Raw genomic sequence first — 26,177 nt, forward strand, 5'->3', positions numbered from 1 at the left:
AGAGGCATGTCGCTTCTTCTCGCCATCGAAGGCTGGGACCTTCAGGAGTGGCGCGACCGCTTCCGCCGCGTCGCGCCCGACCTCGCCGCCGTCGTCCAGACGGAGGACTACGATCCCGGCCGGATCCGCTATGCCTGCGCGTGGAACGCGCCGCAGGGGCTCCTCGGCCGTCTCGAGAATCTCGAGATCCTGTTCTCGCTGGGCGCGGGGGTCGACCACCTGCTGCGCCAGGCGAACCTGCCGGACGTGCCGATCGTCCGCGTCGTCGACCCGAGCCTGACCGAGCGCATGGCGGAATGGGTCGTGCTGCAGGTGCTTCTCCACCACCGCCGGCAGCTCGACTACCTGCAGCAGCAGCGCGCGCGGCTGTGGCGCGAGCACAGCCACCCGATGGCCCGCGACGTCAGTGTCGGCATCATGGGCCTGGGCGAGCTCGGCACCCGCGCGGCGCAGGCGCTTCAGGGAATCGGCTACGACGTCGCCGGCTGGAGCCGTAGCCCCAAGAGCCTTCAGGGCGTGGAGTGCCATCACGGCGAAGGCGGCCTCGGGGCGTTTCTCGCGCGGACAGACATACTGGTCTCGCTCCTCCCGCTCACGCCCGACACCGAGGGCCTCGTCGACCTCGAGCTCCTCAAGGGCCTGCGGCGCGACAACCGGCTCGGCGGCGCCTATTTCGTGAATGCCGGGCGCGGCAGGGTGCAGGTCGAGGCCGACATCATGCAGGCGCTGCGGGACGGCACCATCGCCGGCGCCTCGCTCGACGTGTTCGAGACGGAGCCGCTGCCGGGCGACAGCCCGCTGTGGAGCGATCCGAGGCTCGTCATCACGCCCCACGTCGCGGCCGAGAGCGACCCGGAAGACATCGCCGCCTATGTCGTCCGCCAGATCAGGCGGCACCAGGCGGGCGAGCCCCTTCAGAACCTCGTCGACCTCGAGCGAGGCTACTGAGGCGGCCAAGGCGGCGAGGCGCGGGACGTCCTGAAAGTTCCGCGGCCCGCGCCCTTGGCGGCGTAGAGGGCGGCGTCGGCGCGGGCGAAGAGCTCCTCCGACGTGCAGGCCTCGGCCAGCGCGACGCCGACGGATGCGCCGAAGGCGAGCTCCGACTGGCCCCGCCGGACCGGTTCGGCCATCGCCACAACGATCCGCGCGGCAAGCTCCTCCGCGCCGACGGCGCCTTCCGGAGGCACGATCACTGCGAACTCGTCGCCACCGATCCGCGCGACCGAACCCATGCCGCGCGAGACGCGCTCGAGCCGGCGCGCCGCCTCGACGAGGCAGTCGTCGCCTGCGGCGTGTCCATACGTGTCGTTGATCTCCTTGAAGCCGTCGAGATCGACGAGGAGGAGAGCACCCGGAGAGGAAGACACCGCGCACGCGTCGCAGAGCGCCGCGAGCTCGGCTTCGAACCGGACCCGGTTCGAGAGGCCCGTCATCGCATCACGCTCCGCCAGACGACGCGTGCGTTCGAGAAGGAGCCTCTCCTCGGTGATCTCCTGCTTCAGGCCGAAGATGCGGATGGGCCGTCCACCTTCGCAGTCGACCGTCGCGGTGATGCGCATGACGCGGCGGGCGCCCCGCGCCGTCGTCAGCTCGGTGTCGAGGACGAAGCCGCTCCCGTTCGCGATCGCGTCCGACCGCCGCGCCTGCAAGGTCTGCAGCGACCCGCGCGTGTAGAACTCGAGCGCGTCGCGCCGCTCGACCCGGTGGCCGTGCGGGAGATCGAATATGTCGTAGGTCCCCCCCGACCAGTCGAGGCGCTCGTCCGGCAGGCGGCACTCCCAGAAGCCGATGCGGGCCGCAGCGGACGCGCGCTCGAAGAGGCGCAGGCGCTCGGCGGCGAGATCGGTGCGGGGGCCGCCCCCCGCCTCTCCACCGCGGAAGACCGCCTGCAGGCGCCGGAGGAGCGCGGCATCTCGGGGCTGGAGCAGAAGGCGGCCGAGAAGGGGTACGAAGCGGCCGAGCCGGATGCCGATACCGCCCGGACCAAGATGCGAGGCTCCCGCTCCCGCAGCGGGGGCGCCGGGGGACGCCTCAGACATCCGTCCCCTCCCTCGTCAGGATGTGCACGCGTGCTCCTCGTCCCATCCGCGACGGCTGACCGTCGGTACGGCAGCGATCATAGAGTGGAGCGCGTTAAGGGATCCTGTCCTGCTCGGGAGGGCTACTCGCGGCGCGCCTGTGCCGCCGCCTCCTCGGCGGCGACGCGCGCGACCTCCTCCTCGCTGACGTCGTGCTGCTCCGCTTCCCCCATCGGCTGGGTGGTGAAACCCTGGAGGGGCCCCATCTCCATCGCATCGCGGCGGATCTGGATCTCGCTCGTCACATAGGCTGTGACGAGCTCGGCACACGACCGCAAGGCGTGCATGTGGATGCGCTCCCAGCCGTGGCTCGCGTCGACGCCGAACGTGATGAGGGCAGTCCGCACGTCGTGCCCCGCCTCGATCGCCGACGCGGAGTCCGAGCGGTAGAAGCGGAAGATGTCGTTCTGGAACCTGATGTCGTTCTCGCGGCACAGCTCGACGAGCTTGCGCGTGAGGTGCCAGTCGAAGGGCCCCGCCATGTCGGCCATGGCGATCGTGACGCCGAGCTCGGACGAGTTCTGGCCCGGGGCGGTCGTGCCGTTGTCGATCGCGACGAGCGAGGCGACGTCGTGCGTCAGGAGCGCGGAGGCGCCGACGCCCACCTCCTCGGCGATGGAGAACAGCCAGAAGATGTCGACCGGAAGCGTCACGTCCTCGCGCTGGATCGCCTCGATCGCCGCGAGCATGATCGCGGCGCCGGCCTTGTCGTCGAGATGCCGCGAGACGATGAAGCCCGAGTCGGTGAACTCGGTGCCGGGATCGACCGCCACGATGTCGCCGACGGCGATACCGAGCCGCTCCATGTCGACCGCGTCACGGCATAGCGCGTCGACCCGCAGCTCAACGTGCGGCCAACCGGACGGCTGGGTGTCGATCTCTTCGTTGAAGGTGTGGCCCGACGCCTTCAGCGGCAGGATCGAGCCGCGATAGGCGCCGCGCTCGGAGAAGATCGTGCACCGCGCGCCTTCCGCGAAGCGGGCGGACCAGTGGCCGATCGGGGCGAGCTCGAGCCGGCCGTTCGCCTTCAGGTACTTCACCTGCGCGCCGAGCGTGTCGAGATGCGAGATGATGGCGCGCGCGGGCTGGCGCTTCGAACCGCGCGTGATGGCGCGGATCGCGCCGCGCCGCGTCAGCTCGACCTCGACGCCGAGCCGCCTCAGCTCCTCGGAGCAGGCCCTGACGACGCTGTCCGTGTAGCTCGTGGGGCTCGGGATCGACAGAAGCTCCTGGAGCTTCTCGGCGAGGTAGTCGGCATCGATCGGCAGTCGCAAGGTCTATCCTCTCATGGCACGCAGGGCCCGGGCCGACGCGGGGATCGACTGCGGGAAGAGCAGGTCGACGAAGCGCTCGGCGGTCGGCTGCGGCTCGTGGTTGGCGAGGCCCGGCCGCTCGTTCGCCTCGACGAAGGCGTAATCCGGGGACGAAGGGGAGGGAACGAGGAAGTCGATGCCGACGACGGGGATCTCGATGGCGCGCGCCACCTTGATCGCAGCCTCGACCACCTGCGGGTGGACGTGGTCCGTCACGTCGTGGATCGTGCCGCCCGTGTGCAGGTTCGCCGTCTTGCGAACGTCGGCCTCGACGCCCTGGTCGAGAACCGTCTCGTAGTCGTACCCCGCCTCCTTGAGGCAGCGCTCGGTCTCGCTGTCGAACGGGATGCTCGATTCCCCGCCCGTCGCCGCCTCGCGGCGCCGCGACTGGCGCTCGATCAGCTTCCTGATCGTGGAGCTGCCGTCGCCGACGATCCGGGCCGGACGCCTCACCGCAGCGGCGACGAGCCGGTAGCCGATGACGATGAGGCGCAGATCCTCGCCCTTCACCATCTCCTCGACGATGACGCGGTCGCAGAGCTCGTGCGCCCGCCCGATCGCGGACGAGACGCTCTCCCAGTCGTCGAGCCCGACGAAGACCCCCCGCCCCTGCTCTCCGCGGGCCGGCTTGACGACGACCGCGCCGTGCTTCTCGAGAAATGCCTTGACCGCCTCCTCGTCGTCCGCCTCGACCTGCTCGGGCACCCGCACGCCCGCCCGCTCAACGGTGCGGCGGGTGACGGCCTTGTCGTCGCAGATCTGGACGGCGACCCCTGTCGTCAGCTCGCTCAGCGATTCCCGGCACCGGATCGACCGGCCGCCGTAGCTGAGGCGGAAGAACCCGCCTTCCGGGTCCAGCACCTCGACGTCGATGCCGCGCCGCCGCGCCTCGTCGACGATCAGCCTGGCATAGGGGTTGAGCCCCTCCTCCGGCGGCTCGCCGACGAAGAGCTTCTCGTTGATCGGGTTCTTCCGCTTCACCGCGAAATAGGGGACGCGGTAGAAGCCGAGCTTCTCGTAGAGCGCGATCGCCATGTCGTTGTCGTGCAGGACCGAGAGGTCCATGTAGCTGCAGCCGCGCGACCGGAAGTGCTCTGAAAGCCGCCGCACCAGCGCCTCGCCGATGCCCGGGAGCGCGGCCTGCGGGTCGACCGCCAGGCACCAGAGGGAGGAGCCGCTGTGCGGGTCGTCGAACACCCTGCCGTGCTCGACGCCGGTGACGGTCCCGAGGATCTCGCCCGAGACGTCGTCCTCCGCCACGAAATAGGTCAGGGCGCGGCTGTCGCGGTTGCGCCAGAAGAACTCCGGGTCGACCGGCACCATGTTGCGCGACACGTAGATGCGGTTGACCGCCTCCGCGTCCGCCTCGGAGGTCAGCCTGCGCACGGTGAAGCCGCGGAACCCCTCGTCGGCGGGCTCGTAGGTGCGCAGGTTCAGCCGGTAGGTGTGCGAGGGGTCGAGGAACAGCTCCTGCGGCGCCGCCGCCAGAAGGACGTGAGGGTCGCGCACGTAGAAGGCGATGTCCCGCCGCTCCGGCTTCTCGGAGCGCATCATCGCCACGAGATGCTCCGCGTCGTCGAAGGTATGGCCGAAGATCAGCCGACCCCAGCCGCAATCGACCGCCGACTCCGTCGCGGGAATGTCGGGACCGTCCTCCATCGGGTTCAGGCCCAGCGACACGGCGTCGGGAGCGTTCTGGTTCGCGGCATCCTCGCCGCGCTCGGACCCAGGGCTTGCTGCCATGGGATAGCCTCCACCTAATGGACTCAAGACGTTCGCGTGGCGCCGAGCGCTCACTGGAGATGCGACTGCAGCCACATCTCCAGCACCGCGACCTGCCACAGCTCGGAGCCGCGCAGCGGCGTGATGTGCTCGGACGGGTTCGCCAGGAGCTCGTCGACGTAGTCGCGGTTGAAGATCCCGCGCTCGCGCGCGGCTCTCGAGTTCAGCGTGTCCTGCACGTAGTCGAGATAGGGTCCCTGCAGGTACTTGAGCACCGGCACCGGGAAATAACCCTTCGGCCGGTCGATCACCTCGCGCGGCAGGACCTTGCGGGCGACGTCCTTCAGGATGCCCTTGCCGCCGTCCTTCAGCTTGAGCTCGGTCGGCACGCGCGCGGCGAGCTCGACGAGCTCGTGGTCGAGGAAGGGCACCCGCGCCTCGAGCGCGCAGGACATCGTCATGTTGTCGACGCGCTTCACCGGATCGTCGACGAGCATGACCTGCGTGTCGAGCCGCAGCGCCTTGTCGACCGGCGTCTCGGCGCCAGGCATCGCGAAGTGGCTCGCGACGAACTCGCGGCTCGCGTCGTGGTCCGGCAGGTAGTCGCCGGAGACCTGCGTCCGCAGCGTCGCGTCGTCGCGGTCGAAGAAGACCTTCGCGTAGTCGTTCGTCAGGTCGTTCGAGGACATCAGCGGCGGGTACCAGTGATAGCCGGCGAAGACCTCGTCGGCCCCCTGCCCGCTCTGGACGACCTTGATGTGCTTCGACACCTCCTGGCTCAGCATGTAGAAGGCGACGTTGTCGTAGGACACCATCGGCTCAGACATCGCCTGTATGGCGCCAGGCAGCGCGCCGATCAGCCGGTCGGATTCGACGAAGATCTTGTGGTGCTTCGTGCCGTAGTGCTGCGCCACGAGGTCGGAATACTTGAACTCGTCGCCCTCCTCGTTGTTGGCGCTCTCGAAGCCGATCGAGAAGGTCATGAGGTCCTTCTGGCCGGCCTCCGCGAGCAGCGCGACGATGAGGCTCGAATCGACCCCGCCCGACAGGAGCACGCCCACCGGCACGTCGGCGACCATCCGGCGGTCGACGGCCCGGCGCAGGGCCGCCTCGACGCGCTCGCGCCAGACCTCCTCGGGCATGGCGATCTCGTCGGAGGTGCGGGCGAACTCCGGCCGCCAGTAGACCTTGTCCTCCGTCCGCCCGTCCGCCTCGACGACGCGGATCGTGGCCGGCGGCAGCTTCCTGATCCCGCGGATCATCGTGTGCGGCGGCGGCACGACCGCGTGGAAGCTCATGTAGTGGTGCAGCGCCACCGGATCGATCGCCGTGTCGATGTCGCCGCTCGCCAGGATCGCCGGCAGCGAGGAGGCGAAGCGCAGCCTCTTGCCGGTCTCGCTGTAGTAGAGCGGCTTGATGCCGAAACGGTCCCGGCCGAGGACGAGCCTGCCCGAATCGCGCTCGAGGATCGCGAAGGCGAACATGCCGTTCAGACGGTTGACGAAGTCGAGGCCCCAGGCGTGGTAGCCCTTGATCAGCACCTCGGTGTCGCCTGAGGAGAAGAAGCGGTAGCCGAGCCCCGCGAGCTCCTGGCGGAGCTGCGGGTAGTTGTAGATGCAGCCATTGAAGGCGATCGACAGGCCGAGGTCCGAGTCGACCATCGGCTGCTCGGCCCTGAGGCTGAGGTCGATGATCGTCAGGCGGCGATGCGCGAGGCCCGCCCGGCCCCGCAGAAGCATGCCGCTGCCGTCGGGACCGCGCGGCGCGAGCTTGTCCGCCATGCGCGTGATCGCGGCCGTGTCGACCGGTGAACCGTCAAAGGTGACCTCTCCACATAGACCGCACATGTCGCTCTCGTCGGACCTCCGCTGACCGGGAACCGCCAGGGGCGGCAGCTCCTTGAATGATGATGATCGGGAACGCGCTGGACGCCGCCCCGTTCCTTGTTATAGTCCAAAACATTCGAGATCAAAACATCTGAGTGGTTCGGTGGACGGATTGGATCATTCCCGCTCGTCGGGGGGCAAGGAGCCGCAGGCGCCGGCGGACCTGCTGCGCGCCTTGCGGCGGATCATCAGGTCGGTGGACATCCGCTCGAAATACGTCGCCCGGGCGGTCGGGCTGACGACACCGCAGATCGTGGTGCTGCAGGGCATCCGCGACCTGACGAACGTGACGAGCTCGTCGCTGTCCGCCTACGTGTCGCTGAGCCCCGCGACGGTGACGACGATCCTCGACAACCTCCAGGCGCGAGGGTTCGTGTCGCGCGAGCGCAGCCAGTCCGACCGCCGCGTCGTCCACCCGCGGCTGACCGACGCCGGCCATGACGTGCTGGCGGCGGCGCTCCCCCACATGCACGACGACTTCGCGGAGGCCTTCGAGGCCATGCCGGAGGAACAGCGGGTCGAGACCGTGGCGGCGTTTCGCCGGATCGCCGACCTCATGGAGAAGCTCGCGGCCGAGAAGAAGTCGGCCAACCCGCCCTCGCCTCAGAGCGCCGGCTCGCGGCGTTCGCCGTGATCGCGGGCGGCCCGCCCGGGACGGGGCGGAGCCTCAGCTTCCGCGTCGGCTCCGGGATCGGCGTGATGGCGCCTGATGCGGCGCACCAAGCCCCAGACGAGGAGGATCACGACGGGCACCGCGGCCGCCACGATGAGCCCCGGCTCGACCGGCAGCGGGATTTCCTCTGCCAGGCCCTTCACGAGATAGCCGATCAGGCCGATGACGTAGTAGCTGACGGCGGCGACCGAGAGGCCCTCGACCGTCTGCTGCAGGCGCAGCTGCATGCGCGCGCGCCGGTTCATCGAGGCGAGGAGGTCGCGGTTCTGGCTCTCCACGGCGATGTCGACCCTCGTGCGGAGAAGGTCGGCCGCCCGTGACAGCTTGCTCGTGAGGTCCGCCATACGGTGCTCGACGCTGCGGCACGTCGCCATCGCCGGGCGCATGCGGCGGGCGAGGAACTCCTCGATCGGACTGTAGCCTTCGACGCGCGTCTCGCCGATCACGCGCAGCCGCTGCGTGACGATGTCGTCGTAGGCGCGCGTCGCGCCGAAGCGGTAGGAGCCGATCGCCGACTCCGATTCCACCTCCGCCGCCAGCGCCACGAGCCGGTGCAGCATGCTCGAACTCGATTCGAGGCCCACGTCGCGACGCATCGTGCGCATGACCTCGGCGAGCTCGATCTCGATCTGGTCGATCAGCGGCCCCAGGCGCCGCGCCTCCGGCAGACCCAGAAGCGCGAGCACGCGGTAGGTCTCGATCTCGAGCAGCCGCTGCGCCAGCGCACCCGCCCGCGCCGGCGAGAGGCGCCGATTGCCGACGAGGATGCGGGTGAAGCCACTCTCGTCCGGCCGGAAGTCCGTGACGACGACCGCGCCACCGTCCTCGACGAGCGAGACGCAGACGCTCGAGGGGTCGAAGCCGTCTATGTCGGGGAACTCGTGGTCGGCGAGCTCGACGATCGCCAGCCGGGCCGCGACGAGGAGCGGCCCCGAAGGCTTCGGCAGGAAGGCGGAGAGAGACGAGAGCTTCGGCGCCGCGAAGACGTAGCCGGGGGGCGGCTCGACGCCGAGGGTGAGCGTCGTGAACTCCGTGTGCTGCTCCCAGGCGAGGTCGGCGGAGCCGAGGACGACGACATGATGGCGCGCGCCCTCCGCCGGCGGGAGGGCGCCGTGAGCGGTCGCGAAGCGGGCGATGTTGTCGCGGTCTTCGTCCGGGTGGACGTCGCGGAGGAACGCCATGTGATGCAGCACGCGCGGCGTCCGCAGGGGACGGAAGGGGCGCGTGTGCACCTCCGAGATGATGGTTTCCCGGTCCGCATGCGGTGCGAACGGTGCGCGCGGCTCGCGCGCCTGTCCCTGATCGGCTGACGTCATCGCAAAGAAGCCCCCTGACACTGCCGCAAGAGATCAACCGGAGGGGCGTCTCCGACGCAAGGAGTTTTGCCGCATGACTGCCGCGTTGACCGTCGCGAGGGTGGTTCATAGTGTCGCGCGAGGAGACATCGACGCCCCATGACCACGACCCGTTCCGGAGGCCCCCGCATCGGCCTCTTCGCGACCTGCCTCGTCGACCTGATCCGGCCCTCGATCGGCTTCGCCGCGGCGAAGCTCCTCGAGGATGCCGGCTGCACGGTCGAGGTGCCGCCGCAGACCTGCTGCGGGCAGCCCGCCTACAATTCCGGCGACCGCGCCGACGCGAAGGCCATCGCCCGGCGCACGATCGAGGCGTTCGAGCCCTACGACCACGTCGTCGCGCCCTCGGGCTCCTGCTCGGCGACGATGTCGAAGCACTATCCGGAGCTCTTCGCGGGCGATCCCGCGTGGGAGGGACGGGCGCGGGCGCACGCGGCGAAAACGCACGAGCTCGTCAGCTTCCTCGTCGACGTTCTGAGCGTGACGGCGGTTTCGGCACAATGGGAGGGCAGCGCCACCTACCACGATTCCTGCTCCGGCCTGCGCGAGCTCAAGGTCCACGCGCAGCCGCGGAACCTGCTCGGCGGCGTCGCGGGTCTCGAGCTGCGGGAGATGGCGCACCCGGAAGTCTGCTGCGGCTTCGGCGGCACGTTCTGCGTGAAGTATCCCGACATCTCGAACGTCATGGTCGGCCGCAAGACCGACGACATCGCCGCGACGGAGGCCGACATGGTGCTCGCCGGCGACCTCGGCTGCCTCATGAACATCGCGGGCAAGCTGAAGCGCGAGGGCCGGCGGACGGAGGCTCGCCACGTCGCGGAGGTGCTCGCCGGCATGACCGACGAGCCGGCGATCGGCGAGGCGGAGCGGTAGGGACACATGGTCGAGATCACCTCCCCTCGCTTCAAGGCGAACGCCCGCGAGGCGCTGGCCGACAAGGACCTGCAGCGCGCCCTGACGAAGGTGCCGAGCGGCTTCATCGCCAAGCGCGCGAAGGCGCGCGAGAAGCTGCCCGAGTTCGACGCCCTGCGGGACCGGGCGCGTGACATCAAGAACCACACGCTCGCCCATCTCGACCTCTATCTCGAGCGCTTCGAGGCGAAGGTGAAGGAGAATGGCGGCCACGTGCACTGGGCCGCCGACGCGGCCGAGGCCCGCGAGATCGTGCTGAAGATCTGCCGCGACCTCGACGCGAGGACCGTCACCAAGGGCAAGACGATGATCTCCGAGGAGATCGGCCTCAACGACTACCTCGAGGAGCAGGGAATCGAGCCGGTCGAGACGGATCTCGGCGAGTACATCATCCAGCTTCGGAAGGAGCACCCGAGCCACATCATCGCGCCGGCGATCCACGTGAACCGCGACCAGGTGGAGGCCGATTTCCGCCGGGTTCACGGCCACCTGCCGCAGGACCGCGACCTGACCGCGCCGGAGACGCTGCTCGGCGAGGCGCGAGGCATCCTGCGGGACCGCTTCCTCAAGGCCGATGTCGGCATCACCGGCGCGAACTTCCTCGTGGCGGAGACGGGCACCTCGATCATCGTGACGAACGAGGGCAACGGCGACCTGACGCAGACCCTGCCGAAGGCGCATGTCGTGCTCGCCTCGATCGAGAAGATCACGCCGACGCTTCAAGACGTGAGCCAGAACCTGCGCGTGCTCGCCCGCTCGGCGACGGGCCAGGACATGTCGGTCTACACGACCTTCTCGACCGGCCCGCGCCGGGCGGACGACCCGGACGGGCCGGGCGAATACCACGTCGTGCTGCTCGACAACGGCCGCTCCTCGATGCTCGGCTCGGAGTTCGAGGAGATGCTGCGCTGCATTCGCTGTGGCGCCTGCATGAACCACTGCCCGGTCTACCACACGGTCGGCGGCCACGCTTACGGCTGGGTCTATCCCGGCCCGATGGGCGCGGTGCTGACGCCCTCGCTGATCGGGGTCGACAAGGCCGGCCACCTGCCGAACGCCTCGACCTTCTGCGGCCGGTGCGAGGAGGTGTGCCCGATGCGGATACCGCTGCCGAAGATGATGCGGCACTGGCGGGAGCGCGAGTTCGAGCGCCATTTGCAGCCGGCGACGCAGCGCTGGGGCATCAAAGGATGGGCCTTCTTCGCCCGGCGCCCGGCGCTCTACCGGGCCGCGAGCGGGATCGCGATGCGGCTTCTGGGCGCGATGGGTCGCAAACGCGGCCGCTTCGCCTCGCTGCCGCTGGCCGGCGGATGGACCTCGCACCGCGACTTCCCGAGCCCGCAGGGCAAGACGTTCCAGCAGCAATGGGCGGAGCGGAAGCGATGAGCGCGCGCGACACGATCCTCGCCACGATCCGCCGCTCGCTCAAGGCGGAGGGCGACGAGGCCGGACGGCGGCAGGCGGTCGAGGCGCGGCTCGCCGCGCCCCCCTCGGGCATCGTGCCGAAGCGCGGGCAGCTGCCGCACGAGGAGCAGGTGGCGCTCTTCGCCGAGATGGCGACCGCGGTCGACGCGACGGTCGAGCGCGTGGCGGGGCCCGGCCAGGTGACGCAGGCGCTGTCCCGCTTCCTGCGGGAGCGCAACCTGCCGCAGGCGGTCGTGCGGGGGACCGACCCGTATCTCGCCGGCCTCGACTGGGAGAGCGTGCCGCACCTCCGGACGAAGACCGGCATCGCCGACGGCAGCGAGGAGGTCGGCCTGTCGCACGCCTTCGCGGGCGTCGCGGAATCCGGCACCGCCGTGCTCCTCTCGGGGCCGGAGAACCCGACGACCGTGAATTTCCTGCCGGAAACGCACGTGATCGTCGTCGAGGCCCGCGACATCGTCGGCGACTACGAGGCGATGTGGTCGCGGCTGCGGGACCGTTTCGGCAGAGGAACGATGCCGCGCACCGTCAACATGGTCACCGGGCCCTCGCGCTCGGCCGACATCGAGCAGACGCTGCTGCTCGGCGCCCACGGGCCCCGGCGGCTGCACCTGATCGTCGTGGACACGCCATGAGCTTCGGAAAGCTCACCCCGCGGGCCGTCCGCTGGGCGCCGCTCGGCGCGCCGGGCCTCGAGCACCTGGCGCTGACGCCGATGGACTGGGGAACGATCGCGGAAGGCATCGTCGTCGGCGAGGCCGACGGCACGGGGTACGGGCTGGTGTACGGCCTCGCGATGGACGAGCAGTGGCGGACGCGCCGGCTCGACATCCGCTCCGCCGGCGCGGGGCAGGTCGTGATCGAGAGCGAGGGCGACGGTCACTGGCGCGACGGCGAGGGCAAGGCGCTGCCCCATCTCGACGGTGCGGTCGACGTCGACATCGCCGCGACGCCCTTCACGAACACGCTTCCAATACGCAGGCTGAACCTCCGGGAAAACGAGACCGCGGAGCTGCGGATGGTCTACATCCCCATGCCGGACCTCGCGCCGATCATCGACGAACAGCGCTATACATGCCTCGAATCCGGCCACCGCTACCTCTACGAGGCGATGGACGGCAGCTTTTCGGCGGAAATCGAGGTCGACGAGGACGGGCTGGTGCTCGACTATCCCGGCCTCTTCCGGCGGCTCCTCGGCTGAGCAGCATGCCCCTGCCGAACCGGGTCAGCCCCACTGGAGACTTTCTGGCCGTGCCGGCGCGTGGGCTACTGATGGGCAATCGTGGCGGACGGCTGCACGATCCGGCGACGCGGGAGCTGTCGCGCCGGCGGCACGTCTCGAAGCGCTGGATCGCCTGCGCGCTGGAGTTCGGCGGTCGACACAGGACGGTGTGGGGCGAGGGCTACACCGAGCTCTTCTTCCTCGACGAGGTGACGGCGCTCGCGGCCGGACACCGGCCGTGCTTCGAGTGCCGGCGGGGCGAGGCCGAGGCCTTCGCCTCGGCCGCGGCGGCTGGCGCGCGGAAGATGGGTGCCTCGGAGATGGACGACGCGCTCCACCGCCAGCGGCTCGGGCCTCGGCCGGAGGTCGACATGAAGACCCTGCCGGAGGGCAGCGTCGGGCTCGTCGGCGGCGTGCCGCACGCGGTGCGAGGCGGCGGCCTCCTGCCGTGGCACCCCGAGGGCTGGGGCCCGCCGGCAGGACCGGTGTCGGGGCCGGCCCTGCTTGTCACCCCATCGCTCGCGGTCGAGGCGCTGCGGGACGGGTACCGGCCGCTGTGGCATCCTTCGGCGTTCTGAGGACGCCGCCGCTCCGACCCATCACACCCGCGCTTGCGCCGCCCGGTGGATCGCCTGGGCGGTCATCAGGTCGAGATGGGCGCCGCCGCCGTTCTTGAAGACCGTGATCTCCTCGTCGCTCCGCCGGCCTTCGGCGCCACCGACGAGGTCGAAGAAATCGGCAATGACGTCGTCCTCCCGGATCGCGCCGGAGGCGAGCGGGATCATCAGTTCGCCGATCTCGTGGACGGTCGTCTCGCGCGCGTCGACGTAGAGGCGGCCCTTCCGCAGCGCCTCGTCGTCGGCTTCGCGCATGTCGGGCCGGTAGGCGCCGACGAGGTCGAGATGGGTGCCGGGCTTCAGCCACGCGCCTTTCACGATCGGCTCGGTCGCCATGGTCGCGACGCAGACGATGTCGGCGGCGCCGACCGCCGCCGCGAGATCGCCCGCCACCTCTACCTGCCTCCCGGCGTCGCCGAGCCGCGCCGCGAGCGCCTCCGCGCGGGGCGCCGAGCGGTTCCAGATGCGGACGTGCCCGATCGACGGGCGGACCGCGAGGTGCGCGCGGATCAGGGGCTCGGCCTGCGCACCGGCGCCGACCATCGTGAGCGCCCGCGCGTCCTCGCGGGACAACAGGGCGGAGCCGAGCGCGGAATCGCCGGCGGTCTTCCAGCGGGTGATGGCCGCGCCGTCGATGACGGCCGCAACCTCGCCCGTGCGACCGTCGAACAGGAGGAACTGGCCCTGCACCGCCGGCAGCGGCGGCGTGCTCTCGGGATTTCGCGGGAAGACGCTGACGGCCTTCAGGCCGATGCCGACGCCGCCCTGCCAGGCGGCGCGCACGAGAAGCGCCTCCTGCCCCTCGCGCATCAGGAGGTCGTCGATCTGCGGCCGGGCGCCCCGATGCCCCTCCCGCAGGGCCTCGACCACCGATTTCCAGTCGAGCACCTCGTCGACCGTCTTCGCATCGATCAGCATCATCAGAATTATCTTCCTCCTGCCTCGTCCACCACGTTTACCCGCTCAAGCTTTGCCCTCACAATCGCCCCGGTCGCCGAGGGGGCCGGAGCGGCCGCGGCGGGAGAGGACGAAACGATGTCGTTGATGCGTGTGGCGGGCCTTCTGGGCGCGGCTCTGGCGTTCGCCGCGCCGGCACTGGCGCAAGGCACGGCCGGAGGCGCGGCGCAGGTCGAGCGCCGGATCGTGACGGTCGAGAACGGCGACTATTTCGGCTTCGACATCGGCACGCTGAGGGACGTGGAGCTCGCCGACTGCGAGCAGGCCTGCCTCGCCGACCAGACCTGCGGGGCCTTCACCTACAACACGCGCGCGAAGTGGTGCTTCCTGAAGAGCGAAGCGGGCGAGCTGCAGAGCTTCGCTGGCGCCGTCGCCGGCCGGGTGGTCGAGGAGCAGGCGGCGGCGGAGCTGCCGAAGCCCGAGCTCGGCTTCCTCGAGGACTGGATCGCCCAGGAGGCGCGGCGCGCAGCGGCCGAGATCGAGGCGACGCCGATGGTGCCGGGGACGGTGGCGGCCCTGCGCGGGGACGCCTCCGACCGGATGGCCGCCGGCAATCCGCAGGCCGCCGCCGCGGCCTACGCCCAGGCGATCGCCAAGGCGCCGCGGGACGCGGGCCTCTGGCTCGACTACGCCGTCGCCGCCCGGACGGTCCAGTCGAACGACTACGGGACGCAGATCGCGTTCCAGAACGGCGCGCTCGGCGCGGCGGTGAAGACCATCGAGACGGCCGGCGACATGGCGACCCGCGCGCGGGGATATGCCGTGCTCGCCCGGGCGCTCGAGAGCCGGTCGAACTTCCGCCCCGCGCTCGAGGCGTACAAAGAGAGCCTGGCTGCGAACGAGGACGCCGACGTGCGGCAGGCCTATCTCGAGCTCGACCAGCAGCACGGCTTCCGCATCGTCGACTACACGATCAACTCCGACGCCGCCGATCCGCGGGTCTGCGTGCAGTTCTCCGAGGAGCTGCGGAAGGGCCGCACGAACTTCCAGCCCTACGTGACGCTCGACGGCCAGCCGGCGCAGGGCCTCGACGCGAGCGGGCAGGAGCTCTGCGTGACGGGCGTCGAGCATGGCGAGCGGTACAGGCTGACGATCCGCGCGGGGCTGCCCGCGGAGATCGGCGAGACGCTGAAGCAGGCTTCCGACCTCGACGTCTATATCCGCGACCGCTCGCCGGCCGTGCGCTTCTCCGCCTCCGACTTCGTGCTGCCGCGCGTCGGCTCGAAGGGGATCCCCGTCACCTCCGTCAACACCGAGGAGGTGAGGCTGTCGCTCTACCGGGTGCCGGCGCGCAGCCTGTCGCAGGTCTTCGGCCAGGGCAGCTTCCTGAACCCGCTCGCGGGCTACAGCGCCGAGACGGTCGCCGACCAGACGGGCGAGAAGCTGTGGGACGGACGGCTCGACGTGCGCCGCGAGCTGAACCGGGAGGTCGTCACCGCGATCCCGCTCGACGAGGCGCTGCCGGAGCGCGAGCCGGGCGTCTACGTGCTCACCGCGACCGCCGTGGGCGCCGCCGAGGACGAGTGGTCGGACCGGGCGACGCAGTGGTTCGTGGTGACCGACACGGGCCTCGCGACGCTGACGGGCACCGAGGGGCTGACCGTCTTCGCCCGCTCGCTCGACACGGCCGAGCCGCTGGCCGGCGTCGAGTTGACGCTGATCGCCCGGAACAACGAGGTGCTCGGGAGCGCGACGACGGACGAGACGGGCCGGGCGCGCTTCGACCGCGGCCTCGTGGCCGGCCGGGGCGGCATGGCGCCGGGCCATCTGACGGCGCGCGGCGAGGCCGGCGACTTCGTGTTCCTCGACCTGACGCGCTCGGGCTTCGACCTGAGTGACCGCGGCGTCGACGGCCGCGCGGCGCCGGGCACGCTCGACGCCTTCCTCTACACCGACCGCGGCGTATACCGCCCGGGCGAGACGGTGCATCTCGGCGCGCTGTTGCGCGACGACCAGGCGCAGGCCGTCCCCGATCTGCCGCTGACCCTCGTGCTCAGCCGTCCCGACGGGATGGAGAACCGGCGCGTCACGAGCCGCGAGGGCGAGGCGGGCGGCCGGGTCGTCGACCTGCCCCTCGTCGCCTCGGCGATGCGCGGCGCGTGGCGGGTGACGGCGCACGCCGAGCCCGACGGCCCGGCGATCGCCGAGATCGGCTTCCTCGTCGAGGACTTCGTGCCCGACCGGCTCGAGTTCGAGCTGTCGAGCCGGGCGACGATGGCGGCTCCGGGCGAGACCGTGCCGCTTCACGTCGAGGGCCAGTTCCTCTACGGCGCGCCGGCGGCCGACCTGCCGCTCCAGGGCGACGTGATCGTCTCGCCGGTGCGCGGGATGCCCTCGCAGCCGGGCTTCGTCTTCGGGCTCGCCGAGGAGGAGGCGCAGCCGGTGCGCGAGACGCTGTCCGACCTGCCGCGCACGGACGAGGACGGCACGGCCGGGTTCGAGGTCGCGCTGCCCGACCTGCCGGCCGCGACGCGCCCCCTCGAGGCGCGGTTCGTGATCCGCATGCGCGAGGGCGGCGGCCGCGGCGTCGAGCGCACGCTGACCCTGCCGGTCGCGCCGCGCGGCACGCTGATCGGCGTCCGCCCGCAATTCTCCGGCGACGCGGTCGGCGCGGGCGCGACGGCGCGCTTCGACGCGATCGCCATCGGCACGGGCGGCGACCGCACGGCGCTCCCGGGGGCCGAATGGCAGCTCCTGAAGGTCGAGCGCAGCTTCCAGCACTACCGCGCGAACGGCCAGTGGCTCGTCGAGCCCGTGACCTATACCGAGCGCGTCGCCGGCGGCACGACCGACATCACGGCCGAGGGACGGCCGGCCCCGATCGAGGCGCCCGTCGAGAGCGGGCGCTACCGGCTCGAGGTCAGGACGGCCGATCCGGCGGGGCCGATCACGTCGCTCGACTTCACGGCGGGCTGGTACCAGGCATCGCCCGACGACGAGAGCCCGGATTCGCTCGACGTCTCGCTCGACCGCGCGACCTACGGCCAGGGCGACGAGGCCCGGGTGACGATCGAGGCGCCCTTCGACGGCCGGGCGGTGGTGAGCGTGATCGCCGACCGGGTGATCGAGACGCGCGAGGTGGCCGTCAGCGGCGGCCGCGCGGAGATCTCGCTTCCCGTGACGGAGGCCTGGGCGCCGGGCGCCTACGTGACGGCGATGCTGTTCCGCCCGATGAGCACGGCCGACGAGCAGGCGGCCCGCATGCCGGCGCGCGCCATCGGCCTCTCCTGGGTTTCGCTCGACATGTCGGCCCGCACGCTCGGCGTGACGCTCGACGCGCCGGACATGGCGCACCCGCGCGGCGCGCTCGAGATCGGCGTGACGATCGACGGGATCGACGCCGGGGAGGAGGCGTATCTCACGCTCGCCGCCGTCGATGTCGGCATCCTGAACCTGACGGCGTTCGAGCCGCCGGCGCCGGTGGACCACTATTACGGCCAGCGCGCGCTCGGCACCGAGATCCGCGACCTCTACGGCTCGCTCATCGACGGCCTCGTCGGCGAGAGCGGCCGGCTGCGGGTCGGCGGCGGCGAGCCGGGCGGTGGCCTGCTCGCGAGCCCGCCGGCGCAGGATCCGGTCGCGCTCTTCTCGGGCCTCGTCACCGTCGGCGAGGATGGTCGGGCGACCGTGACCTTCGACGTGCCGCAGTTCAACGGCACGCTGCGGCTGATGGCGGTCGCCTGGACGGCGGACAGCGTCGGCGAAGCGGCCGCGGACGTCGTCGTGCGCGATCCGGTCGTCGTGACGGCCACGGCGCCGCGCGTGCTCGCGCCGGGCGACGCTTCGCGCCTCTATCTCGAGATCGACAACCGCGACGGGCCGGCCGGCCCCTATCTCCTCGACGTGTCGACGAGCGAGGAGCTTTCCGCGCGGCCGCTCGGCTCCGGCGGGCAGATCGAGCTCGCCGAGGGGCAGCGCACGGCGACGAGCGTCGAGATCGCCGGCGTCTCGAGCGGCGTCGGCGAGATCTCGGTGCGTCTGACCAACCCGGAGGGCCTCCAGATCGAGCAGACGCTGCGGCTGCCCGTGCGGCCGGCGACGGGCCGCGTCTCGGAGCGCAGCCTGGTGGAGCTGCAACCGGTCGAGACGTTCCGCCTCGACGGAACGCTGCTGGCGGGCCTCGACCCGGGCACGGCGAGCCTGAGCCTCTCGGCGACCGGCGCCGGCAGCCTCGACGTCGCGGGCCTGATGCGCGACCTGCAGACCTTCCCCTATGGCTGCTCGGAGCAGATCGCGAGCCAGATGTTCCCGGCGCTCTATCTGGGTTCCCTGGCCGAGCGGCTGGGCGTCGGGTACCGCGAGACGGCGCCCGGCATGTCGATGAGCCGCGACGAGGCGATCCGCACGGCGATCGCCGGCCTCGTCTCGAACCAGTCCTCGACCGGCGGCTTCGGCCTGTGGGGACCGTCGAGCGGCGACCTGTGGCTAGATTCCTATGTCAGTGAGTTCCTGACGCGGGCCCGCGAGGAGGGCTTCGCCGTGCCGGATCTCGCGCTCTCCCAGGCGCTCGACAACCTGTCGAACACGCTCGCCTACGTGAACGACGCCTCCGACGGTGGCGCGGCGACGGCCTACGCGCTCTACGTGCTCGCGCTGAACCAGCGGGCGGCGATCTCCGACCTGCGCTACTTCGTCGACGCGCAGCTCGAGAATTTCGAGACGCCGCTCGCGAAGGCGCAGCTCGGCGCCGCGCTCTCCCTCTACGGCGAGAGCGAGCGGGCCGGCCGCGCGTTCGGCGCGGCCTATGACGACCTCGCCGCGCAGGCCTCCGCGCCGGCGCCGGAGGGGATATCGCGCAACGATTACGGCTCCCCCTTGCGGGACGCGGCGGGGCTTCTGACGCTGGCGGCGGCGAGCCCTGGCATGTCGGGCGAGATCGGCCGCGCGAGCCGCCTCCTCGAGGAGGAGCGGGCGCGCCGCGACCGGCTGTCGACGCAGGAGCAGGCTTGGCTGCTCCGCGCGGCGGATGCGCTGATCGAGGGCGCCGGAGCCGGCATCAGGCTCGAAATCGGCGGCGAGACGATGGAGGGCGTCGTCGCCCGCAGCTATGCGCCGGCGGATCTCCAGGCCTCCCCGGTCGCCGTTCGCAACCTGTCGGATCGCCCGGTCACCCTCGCGATGACGGCGTCGGGCGTTCCCGCCTCGCCGCCCGACGCCGCGAGCGAGGGCTTCTCGATCGAGCGCACGACCTACGCCTTCGACGGAACCGAGACGGATGCCGGCACGGTGGCGCAGAACGAGCGCTTCGTCGTCGTGATCCGGGTGACGAAGAACGCGGAGTGGCCGGCGCATGTCCTCGTGGAGGACCGGCTGCCGGGCGGCTTAGAGATCGACAATCCGAGCCTCGTCTCCGGCGCCGACCTCGCCTCGTTCTCGTGGCTGCCGGAGACCTCGCCCGTGCACACGGAGTTCCGCGACGACCGCTTCGTCGCAGCCTTCGACACCGGTGCCGAGCGCGGCGAGAGCTTCACCGTCGCCTATATGGTCCGCGCCGTGGCGCCCGGCCGCTACGCCAGGCCCGGCGCCCATGTGGAGGACATGTACCGGCCCTACCTCTTCGGCCGGACCCAGCCCTCGACGGTCGAGGTGCTGGCGCCGGCGCCGTGAGGCGATGGCGCTCCTCCGCCCGATAGCGGGTGCCGCGCTCGCCGTCTGCCTCGTGGCGGCGGCCGCGGTGCCGCTCAACCTGCTGGCGCCGGGGCCGGAGGACGCGGGCCCGAGCCCGCTCGCCGGCATCGAGACCTCGCGCGTCGTCGTCGACCGCAGGGGCGACCTCCTGAAGCCCTTCCCGATCTCGCAAGGCCGCTGGCGCCTGCCGGTGTCGCTCGACGCCATCGATCCGCGCTTCACCGACCTGCTCGTCGCCTACGAGGACGGGCGCTTCTTCTCGCATCCGGGGGTCGATCCGGTGGCGCTCGGCCGCGCGGCGATGCAGCTCGCGGCGACGGGCGGCGTCGTCTCCGGCGGCTCGACGATCACGATGCAGCTGGCGCGGCTCCTGACGCCCGGCCGGCCGCGCAGCTTCGCGACGAAGTTCACGCAGATGAAGGAGGCGATCGCGCTCGAGCGCCGCCTGACGAAGCGTGAGATCCTGACGGCCTATCTGACGCTCGCCCCCTATGGCGGCAATCTGGAGGGTCTGGAGGCGGCCTCGCTCGTCTGGTTCGGCCACTCCGCGCGCAAGCTCTCGGTGGCGGAGGCCGCCCTCCTGATCGCGCTGCCGCAGGCGCCGGAGGCACGCCGCCCCGACCGCGACCCCGCCGCCGCGCGGGCCGCACGCGACCGGGTGCTCGTCCGGCTCGAACGCGCCGGCGCGATCGACGGGGCGGAGCTGTCGCGCGCGCTCCTCGCCCCCGTCCCCTCGGCACGGCGGGAGCTGCCGAATTTCAGCCCGCACCTCGCCCTGATCGCCGCCGGCGGCCGGCCGGACGACGCCGTGGTCGGGCTGACGCTCGACCGCGACCTGCAGGGCCGGATCGAGGAGCTCGTCGCCGGCCGGCGGGCGCTGATGCCGCCGTCGCAGTCGCTGGCGATCCTCGTCGCCGACCACGTGACGGGCGAGGTGCTGGCGGAGGTGGGATCGGCCGGCTTTTCGGCCGAGACGCGCTCGGGCCAAGTCGACATGGTGCGCGCGGTGCGCTCGCCCGGATCGGCGCTGAAGCCCTTCATCTACGGCCTCGCCTTCGAGGCGGGCATCGTCCACCCGGAGACGCTCATCGAGGACCGGCCGGTCGATTTCGCGGGCTACCGCCCGACGAATTTCGAGCTCGACTTCCAGGGCACGGTGACGGTGCGGGAGGCGTTGCAGCAGTCGCTGAACATTCCGGCGGTGCGGTTGCTAGACGCGATCGGCCCGGCGCGGCTCGTCTCGCGCCTCGGGCGGGCCGGCGTGACGCCGCGCCTGCCGGGGGACGCCAAGCCGGGCCTGCCGATCGCGCTCGGCGGTGTCGGCCTGACGCTCGACGAGCTGGTGACGGGCTTTGCGGGCCTCGCCGAAGGCGGGCGGCGGGTCCCCCTGCGCCGCTTCGCCGACCAGCCGCGCGAGGAGGAGGAGGAGGCCGAGTTCATGGACCGGAAGGCCGCCTGGCTCGTCGCGGACGCGCTGTCAGGGACGCCGCCCCCTGCCGGCCATGCAAGGCAGAGGATCGCCTTCAAGACCGGCACCTCCTACGGCTATCGCGACGCCTGGTCCGTCGGCTTCGACGGCCGCCACGTCGTCGGCGTCTGGATCGGCCGGCCGGACGGCGCGCCCGTGCCGGGGATGAGCGGCAGGCGCACCGCAGCGCCGCTCCTCTTCGGCGTCTTCGCGAGGCTGCCGGGCCCGCGCCAGCCGCTCGCCGCTCCGCCGCGCGGCACGCTCCTCGCCGACGACGGCGCCCTGCCGCCCGCGCTGCGGCGTTATGCCGGAGACGGCGGGCCGCAGAGGATCGCCGAGCCGCCGCCCGTCATCCTGTTTCCGCCCGAGGCGGCCCGCGTGGCCGCGCCGCGCGACCGGGCCGGCGAGCTGCGCCCCCTCGTCGCGAAGCTCGACGGGGGCCGGCCGCCCTTCCGCTGGTTCGCGAACGGCACGCCGCTCGCCGTCGACCGCCGCCGCGAGCAGAGCTTCCGGCCCGACGGCCTCGGCTTCTCGACGCTGACGGCGGTCGACGCGGAAGGCCGGCAGGCGAGCGTCACGTTTTTCGTCGAATAGCCGGCATTTCCGGAAGATTGCGACCATCGAATAGGGAGTTGTGCGGATTCTCCCACCCGACCGGATGGGTTAGCTCAAGATGCCGTTGCGCTCGAGCCCCGTGGGCCCGACGCGCGAGCGGAGCCCGAGAGGCAGTCAACCCATGCAGATCACCCGGACACACCTGCTCCCGATCGCCGCGGTCGTGGTCCTGGCGGTCATCGCCGCCGCCGCCTGGCTCTCGCTCCGGCCTGAGGGCCTGCCCGAGGGCTTCGCGGCCGCGAACGGGCGGATCGAGGCCGTCGAGATCGACGTCGCCGCCAAGTCGGGCGGGCGGGTGAAGGAGATGCCGGCCGAGGAAGGGGCCTTCGTCGAGGCGGGGCAGAAGCTCGTCCTTATGGACACGGCCGTGCTCGAGGCGCGGCTGCGGGAGGCGCAGGCCAATCTCGCGCAGGCGGAGATCGCCGTCGACACGGCGGAGAGCCAGGTCACGCAGGCGGAGGCGGAGAAGCGCGCCGCGGAAGCCGTGGTCGCGCAGCGCAACGCCCAGCGCGACATGGCGGGCAAGACATTCGACCGGGCGCAGCAGCTCGTCGACCGCTCGGCCGTGCCTGTGTCGCAGCTCGACGAGGCGGAGGCGGCCCTGCTCGGGGCCGAGGCGGCGGTCGCCGCGGCCGAGGCACAGCTCGCCGCCGCCGAGGCCGCGATCGGCTCGGCGAAGTCGAACGTCGTCGCGGCCGGGGCGAGGGTCGACGCCGCGAAGGCGACGATCGAGAGCATCAGGGCCGATCTCGACGACGCCGTGCTGACCTCTCCGCGTGCCGGCCGCGTGCAGTATCTCGTCGCCCAGCCGGGCGAGGTCGTCGCCGGCGGCGCGACGATCCTCAACCTCGTCGACCTGTCCGACGTCTACATGACCTTCTTCCTGCCGACCGCGCAGGCGGGCCGGGTCGCGCTCGGAACGGAGGCGCGGATCATCCTCGACGCGGCGCCCGACTACGTGATCCCGGCGACCGTCTCGTTCGTCGCGAGCGTCGCGCAGTTCACGCCGAAGACGGTCGAGACGGCGGAGGAGCGGGAGAAGCTCATGTTCCGGATCAAGGCGCGCGTCGATCCGGGCGTCCTCAAGGAGTACATCCAGTACGTGAAGACCGGGCTTCCCGGCACCGTGACCGTGCGGCTCGATCCCCGCGCGGAGTGGCCGGAGGCCTACCAAGTGAGGCTGCCGCAGTGAGCGTCGCAGCGGCCGACGGGACAGGCTCCGCCGCGCGCCTCTCCGGGGTGAGCCTGAACTACGGCAAGACGGCCGCGCTCGCCGACATCACCCTCGAAATTCCCGCCGGACGCACGGTCGGCTTCATCGGCCCCGACGGCGTGGGCAAGTCGAGCCTCTTCTCCCTCGTCTCCGGCGCGCGCAAGCTGCAGGCCGGCACGGTCGAGGTGCTGGGCGGGGACATGGCGGATGCCGGCCACCGCCGCGCCGCATGCCCCCTGATCGCCTACATGCCGCAGGGGCTCGGCAAGAACCTCTATCCGACGCTCTCGGTCGCCGAGAACATCGACTTCTTCGCCCGCCTGTTCGGGCACGACCGGGGCGAGCGCCGGCGCCGCATCGCCGAACTGACCGAGGCGACGGGGCTTTCGGGTTTCCTCGACCGGCCGGCGGGCAAGCTGTCCGGCGGCATGAAGCAGAAGCTCGGCCTTTGCTGCGCGCTCGTTCACGACCCGAGCCTCCTGATCCTCGACGAGCCGACGACGGGGGTCGATCCGGTCGCGCGCGACGGGTTCTGGCGCATCCTCGCCGAGCTGTCGCGCCGCGACGGGGTGACGATCTTCATCTCGACGCACTTCATGAACGAGGCGGAGCGCTGCGACCGCATCTCGCTCATGCATGCGGGCAAGGTGCTGGTGACGGGGGCTCCGGACGAGCTCGACGCCGAACGCGGGACGGCGACGCTCGAAGACGCCTTCATCGGCTGGCTCGAGGAGGCGTCCGGCGACGCGACGCTGGGCAGCGGCGCCCCGGGAGAGGCTGCGGCCGCGACCGCGAGCGCCGCACCGAGACCGCCGGCCCGGCAGCGGAGGTTCGACCTCAGGCGAACGTTCAGCTACTCGAACCGGGAGGCGCTGGAGCTCCGGCGCGACCCGATCCGCCTGACGCTCGCGCTGCTCGGCAGCGTGATCCTCATGCTCGTCATGGGCTACGGCCTGAGCTTCGACGTGGAGGGGCTGAACTTCGCGGTTCTCGACCGCGACCAGACGACGGCGAGCCGCGACTACACGATGTCGATCGCCGGGTCGCGCTACTTCAACGAGCGGGAGCCGCTGTCTGGCTACCAGGATCTCGACCGGCGCATGCGCGCGGGCGAGATCAGCCTCGCGATCGAGATACCCCCCGGCTTCGCCCGCAGCGTGGCGCGGGGCGACGACGCGGAGATAGCGGCATGGATCGACGGCGCGATGCCCTCGCGCGGCGAGACCGTGTCGGGCTACGTGCAGGGCATGCACGCGAACTGGCTGCAGGCGAAGGCACGCGAGGCCGGGCTCTCCGCCGCGCTGGCCGGCCGCGTGAACGTCGAGACGCGCTTCCGCTACAACCCGGACGTGAAGAGCCTTCCGGCGATCGTGCCGGCCGTCATCCCGGTGCTCCTGATGCTCATTCCCGCGATGCTCGCCGCCCTCAGCGTCGTCCGGGAGAAGGAGCTCGGCTCGATCGTCAACTTCTACGTCACGCCCACGACGAGGCTCGAGTTCCTGATCGGCAAGCAGCTCCCATACGTGCTGCTGTCGACGGCGAGCTTCCTGATCCTCGTGGCGCTGGCCGTCCTCGTCTTCGGCGTGCCTTTGCGCGGCAGCTTCGCGGTTCTCCTCCTCGCCGCGATCCTCTACGTGACCGCCGCGACGTCGATCGGGCTCCTGATCTCGAGCTTCATGCGCAGCCAGATCGCGGCGATCTTCGGCACCGCCATCCTGTCGATGCTGCCGGCCGTCAGCTTCTCCGGCATGATCGACCCGGTTTCCTCGCTGCAGGGCTTCGGCCGCGCGATCGGGGAGATCTACCCGACGACCTATTTCCTGACCATCTCGCGCGGCACCTTCTCGAAGGCCCTCGGCTTCGGCGACCTCTACCTGCAGTTCGTGCCGCTCGTTCTGACGGTTCCGATCGTGCTCGCAGCCGCAGCGCTGGCGCTGAGGAAGCAGGAGCGGTGATGCGGAGCCTCGCGAACGTCGCCCATCTCGGCGTGAAGGAGCTGCGCAGCCTAGGACGCGACCCGATCATGCTCGTGCTCGTCGTCTACGCCTTCACCCTGGCGATCTATGCCGGGGCGACGGCGATGCCGGAGACGCTGAGCCGCGCGCCGATCGCCATCGTCGACCACGACCGCTCCCAGCTCTCCTCGCGCATCGCCGACGCGTTCTATCCGCCCCACTTCACGCCGCCCGAGTTCATCTCGGAGGCGCTGATGGACCGGCGGATGGACGAGGGGCTCGACACCTTCGCGCTCTCGATCCCGCCGGATTTCCAGCGCGACGTCCTGGCGGGCCGGCAGCCGACCGTGCAGCTGAACGTCGACGCGACCCGCATCTCGCAGGCCTTCACCGGCGCCGGCTACATCCAGACGATCCTCTCGGAGGAGGTGTCGGCCTTCGCGGAGCGCCACCGCTCGGAAGAGGGCCTGCCGGTCGGCCTCAACCTGCGCGCCCGCTTCAACCCGACGCTGAACGCGGCCTGGTTCGGCGCGATCATGGAGATCATCAACAACGTGACGATGCTCTCGATCGTCCTGACCGGTGCGGCGCTCATCCGCGAGCGTGAGCACGGCACGATCGAGCATCTCCTGGTGATGCCGCTGACGCCGTTCCAGATCATGGCCTCGAAGGTGTGGGCGATGGGGCTCGTGGTGCTCGTCGCGGCCGCCATCTCGCTGTTCGGCATCGTGCGCGGGCTCCTCGCCGTCCCCATCGAGGGCTCGATCGCGCTCTTCCTCGCGGGGGCGGCGATGCACCTCTTCGCCACGACCTCGATGGGCATCTTCCTGGCGACGCTGGCGCGCTCCATGCCGCAGTTCGGCCTGCTGATCATCCTCACGCTCCTGCCGCTCGAGATGCTCTCCGGTGGCACCACGCCGCACGAGAGCATGCCGCAGGCCGTGCAGGTCGTGATGTCGGTCGCGCCGACGACGCATTTCGTGTCGATGGCGCAGGCGATCCTCTATCGCGGCGCGGGCTTCGACGTCGTGTGGCCGCAGTTCCTCGCCCTCGCGGTGATCGGCGCCGGCCTCTTCGCCGTCTCCCTGAGGCGCTTCAGGAAGACGATCAGCCAGATGGCGTGACGCCCCGGGGCCGG

The 26,177-nt window shown here is 71.2% G+C and carries 18 protein-coding genes; 12 read left to right on the forward strand and 6 right to left on the reverse strand.

The genetic code is table 11. The annotated features are described in order from the left end of the window. Positions 1-6: 6 nt before the first annotated feature. On the forward strand, positions 7-948 hold the full coding sequence (locus N177_RS08045) for a 2-hydroxyacid dehydrogenase (RefSeq protein ID WP_023431801.1): 942 nt from the start codon (positions 7-9) through the stop codon (positions 946-948). On the opposite strand, the gene N177_RS08050 is transcribed toward N177_RS08045, so the two are convergent. The 4 genes from N177_RS08050 to N177_RS08065 all read right to left on the reverse strand — a co-directional run bounded on the left by N177_RS08050 (position 942) and on the right by N177_RS08065 (position 6,960). Then, positions 942-2,039, reverse strand: coding sequence for a GGDEF domain-containing protein (locus tag N177_RS08050; protein WP_023431802.1), 1,098 nt, complete (start codon positions 2,037-2,039; stop codon positions 942-944). The genes N177_RS08045 and N177_RS08050 overlap by 7 nt on opposite strands. Positions 2,040-2,161: 122 nt before the next feature. Continuing rightward, positions 2,162-3,352 (reverse strand): osmoprotectant NAGGN system M42 family peptidase, encoded by a 1,191-nt coding sequence (locus N177_RS08055; RefSeq protein ID WP_023431803.1) that lies wholly within the window; start codon positions 3,350-3,352, stop codon positions 2,162-2,164. Between the two features lie 3 nt (positions 3,353-3,355). Next, positions 3,356-5,134 (reverse strand): N-acetylglutaminylglutamine synthetase, encoded by a 1,779-nt coding sequence (gene ngg, locus N177_RS08060; RefSeq protein WP_023431804.1) that lies wholly within the window; start codon positions 5,132-5,134, stop codon positions 3,356-3,358. Positions 5,135-5,184: 50 nt separating this feature from the next. Continuing rightward, the gene (locus N177_RS08065; protein WP_023431805.1) at positions 5,185-6,960 is read right to left on the reverse strand and encodes an N-acetylglutaminylglutamine amidotransferase; all 1,776 of its coding nucleotides are present in this window, start codon (positions 6,958-6,960) and stop codon (positions 5,185-5,187) included. A gap of 151 nt (positions 6,961-7,111) precedes the next feature. Here N177_RS08065 and N177_RS08070 point away from each other — a divergent pair, with 151 nt between their 5' ends. Further along, positions 7,112-7,633, forward strand: coding sequence for a MarR family winged helix-turn-helix transcriptional regulator (locus tag N177_RS08070; protein WP_023431806.1), 522 nt, complete (start codon positions 7,112-7,114; stop codon positions 7,631-7,633). On the opposite strand, the gene N177_RS08075 is transcribed toward N177_RS08070, so the two are convergent. After that, a complete protein-coding gene (locus N177_RS08075) occupies positions 7,603-8,988 on the reverse strand; it encodes a DUF3422 family protein (protein ID WP_023431807.1) in 1,386 nt (461 codons plus the stop codon). The two genes, N177_RS08070 and N177_RS08075, sit on opposite strands and share 31 nt — an antisense overlap. Before the next feature lie 138 nt (positions 8,989-9,126). On the opposite strand from N177_RS08075, the gene N177_RS08080 reads away from it, so the two are divergent. The 5 genes from N177_RS08080 to N177_RS08100 are packed head-to-tail and all read left to right on the forward strand — an operon-like array spanning position 9,127 to position 13,164. Continuing rightward, the gene (locus N177_RS08080; protein ID WP_023431808.1) at positions 9,127-9,900 is read left to right on the forward strand and encodes a (Fe-S)-binding protein; all 774 of its coding nucleotides are present in this window, start codon (positions 9,127-9,129) and stop codon (positions 9,898-9,900) included. 6 nt (positions 9,901-9,906) lie between these two features. After that, entirely contained in the window at positions 9,907-11,325 is a 1,419-nt protein-coding gene (locus tag N177_RS08085) for a LutB/LldF family L-lactate oxidation iron-sulfur protein (RefSeq protein WP_023431809.1), read from the forward strand. After that, on the forward strand, positions 11,322-11,999 hold the full coding sequence (locus tag N177_RS08090; protein WP_023431810.1) for a LutC/YkgG family protein: 678 nt from the start codon (positions 11,322-11,324) through the stop codon (positions 11,997-11,999). Before N177_RS08085 ends, N177_RS08090 begins: the two co-directional genes overlap by 4 nt. Next, positions 11,996-12,565, forward strand: a complete 570-nt coding sequence (locus tag N177_RS08095; protein WP_023431811.1) for a putative glycolipid-binding domain-containing protein — start codon at positions 11,996-11,998, stop codon at positions 12,563-12,565. Before N177_RS08090 ends, N177_RS08095 begins: the two co-directional genes overlap by 4 nt. 5 nt (positions 12,566-12,570) lie before the next feature. Further along, positions 12,571-13,164 (forward strand): hypothetical protein, encoded by a 594-nt coding sequence (locus tag N177_RS08100; RefSeq protein ID WP_040485401.1) that lies wholly within the window; start codon positions 12,571-12,573, stop codon positions 13,162-13,164. 21 nt (positions 13,165-13,185) lie between these two features. On the opposite strand, the gene N177_RS08105 is transcribed toward N177_RS08100, so the two are convergent. Beyond that, positions 13,186-14,124, reverse strand: a complete 939-nt coding sequence (locus N177_RS08105) for an ornithine cyclodeaminase family protein (protein WP_023431813.1) — start codon at positions 14,122-14,124, stop codon at positions 13,186-13,188. Positions 14,125-14,238: 114 nt separating this feature from the next. Between N177_RS08105 and N177_RS08110 the strand changes: the two genes are divergently transcribed. The 5 genes from N177_RS08110 (at position 14,239) to N177_RS08130 (ending at position 26,163) form a co-directional block, all read left to right on the forward strand. Then, positions 14,239-19,767: an alpha-2-macroglobulin family protein gene (locus tag N177_RS08110; RefSeq protein WP_023431814.1), complete on the forward strand. Its 5,529-nt coding sequence runs from the start codon at positions 14,239-14,241 to the stop codon at positions 19,765-19,767. Positions 19,768-19,771: 4 nt separating this feature from the next. Then, positions 19,772-21,850, forward strand: coding sequence for a penicillin-binding protein 1C (pbpC, locus tag N177_RS08115; protein ID WP_023431815.1), 2,079 nt, complete (start codon positions 19,772-19,774; stop codon positions 21,848-21,850). Between the two features lie 142 nt (positions 21,851-21,992). After that, complete coding sequence (locus N177_RS08120) at positions 21,993-23,063, forward strand: HlyD family secretion protein (protein ID WP_023431816.1); 1,071 nt, start codon at positions 21,993-21,995, stop codon at positions 23,061-23,063. Then, a complete protein-coding gene (locus tag N177_RS08125; protein ID WP_023431817.1) occupies positions 23,060-25,039 on the forward strand; it encodes an ABC transporter permease in 1,980 nt (659 codons plus the stop codon). Before N177_RS08120 ends, N177_RS08125 begins: the two co-directional genes overlap by 4 nt. After that, entirely contained in the window at positions 25,039-26,163 is a 1,125-nt protein-coding gene (locus tag N177_RS08130) for an ABC transporter permease (RefSeq protein WP_023431818.1), read from the forward strand. Before N177_RS08125 ends, N177_RS08130 begins: the two co-directional genes overlap by 1 nt. Positions 26,164-26,177: the final 14 nt, after the last annotated feature.

Origin of the sequence: Lutibaculum baratangense AMV1 (genome assembly GCF_000496075.1) — a bacterium.
In the GTDB taxonomy this organism is placed as follows: domain Bacteria; phylum Pseudomonadota; class Alphaproteobacteria; order Rhizobiales; family Tepidamorphaceae; genus Lutibaculum; species Lutibaculum baratangense.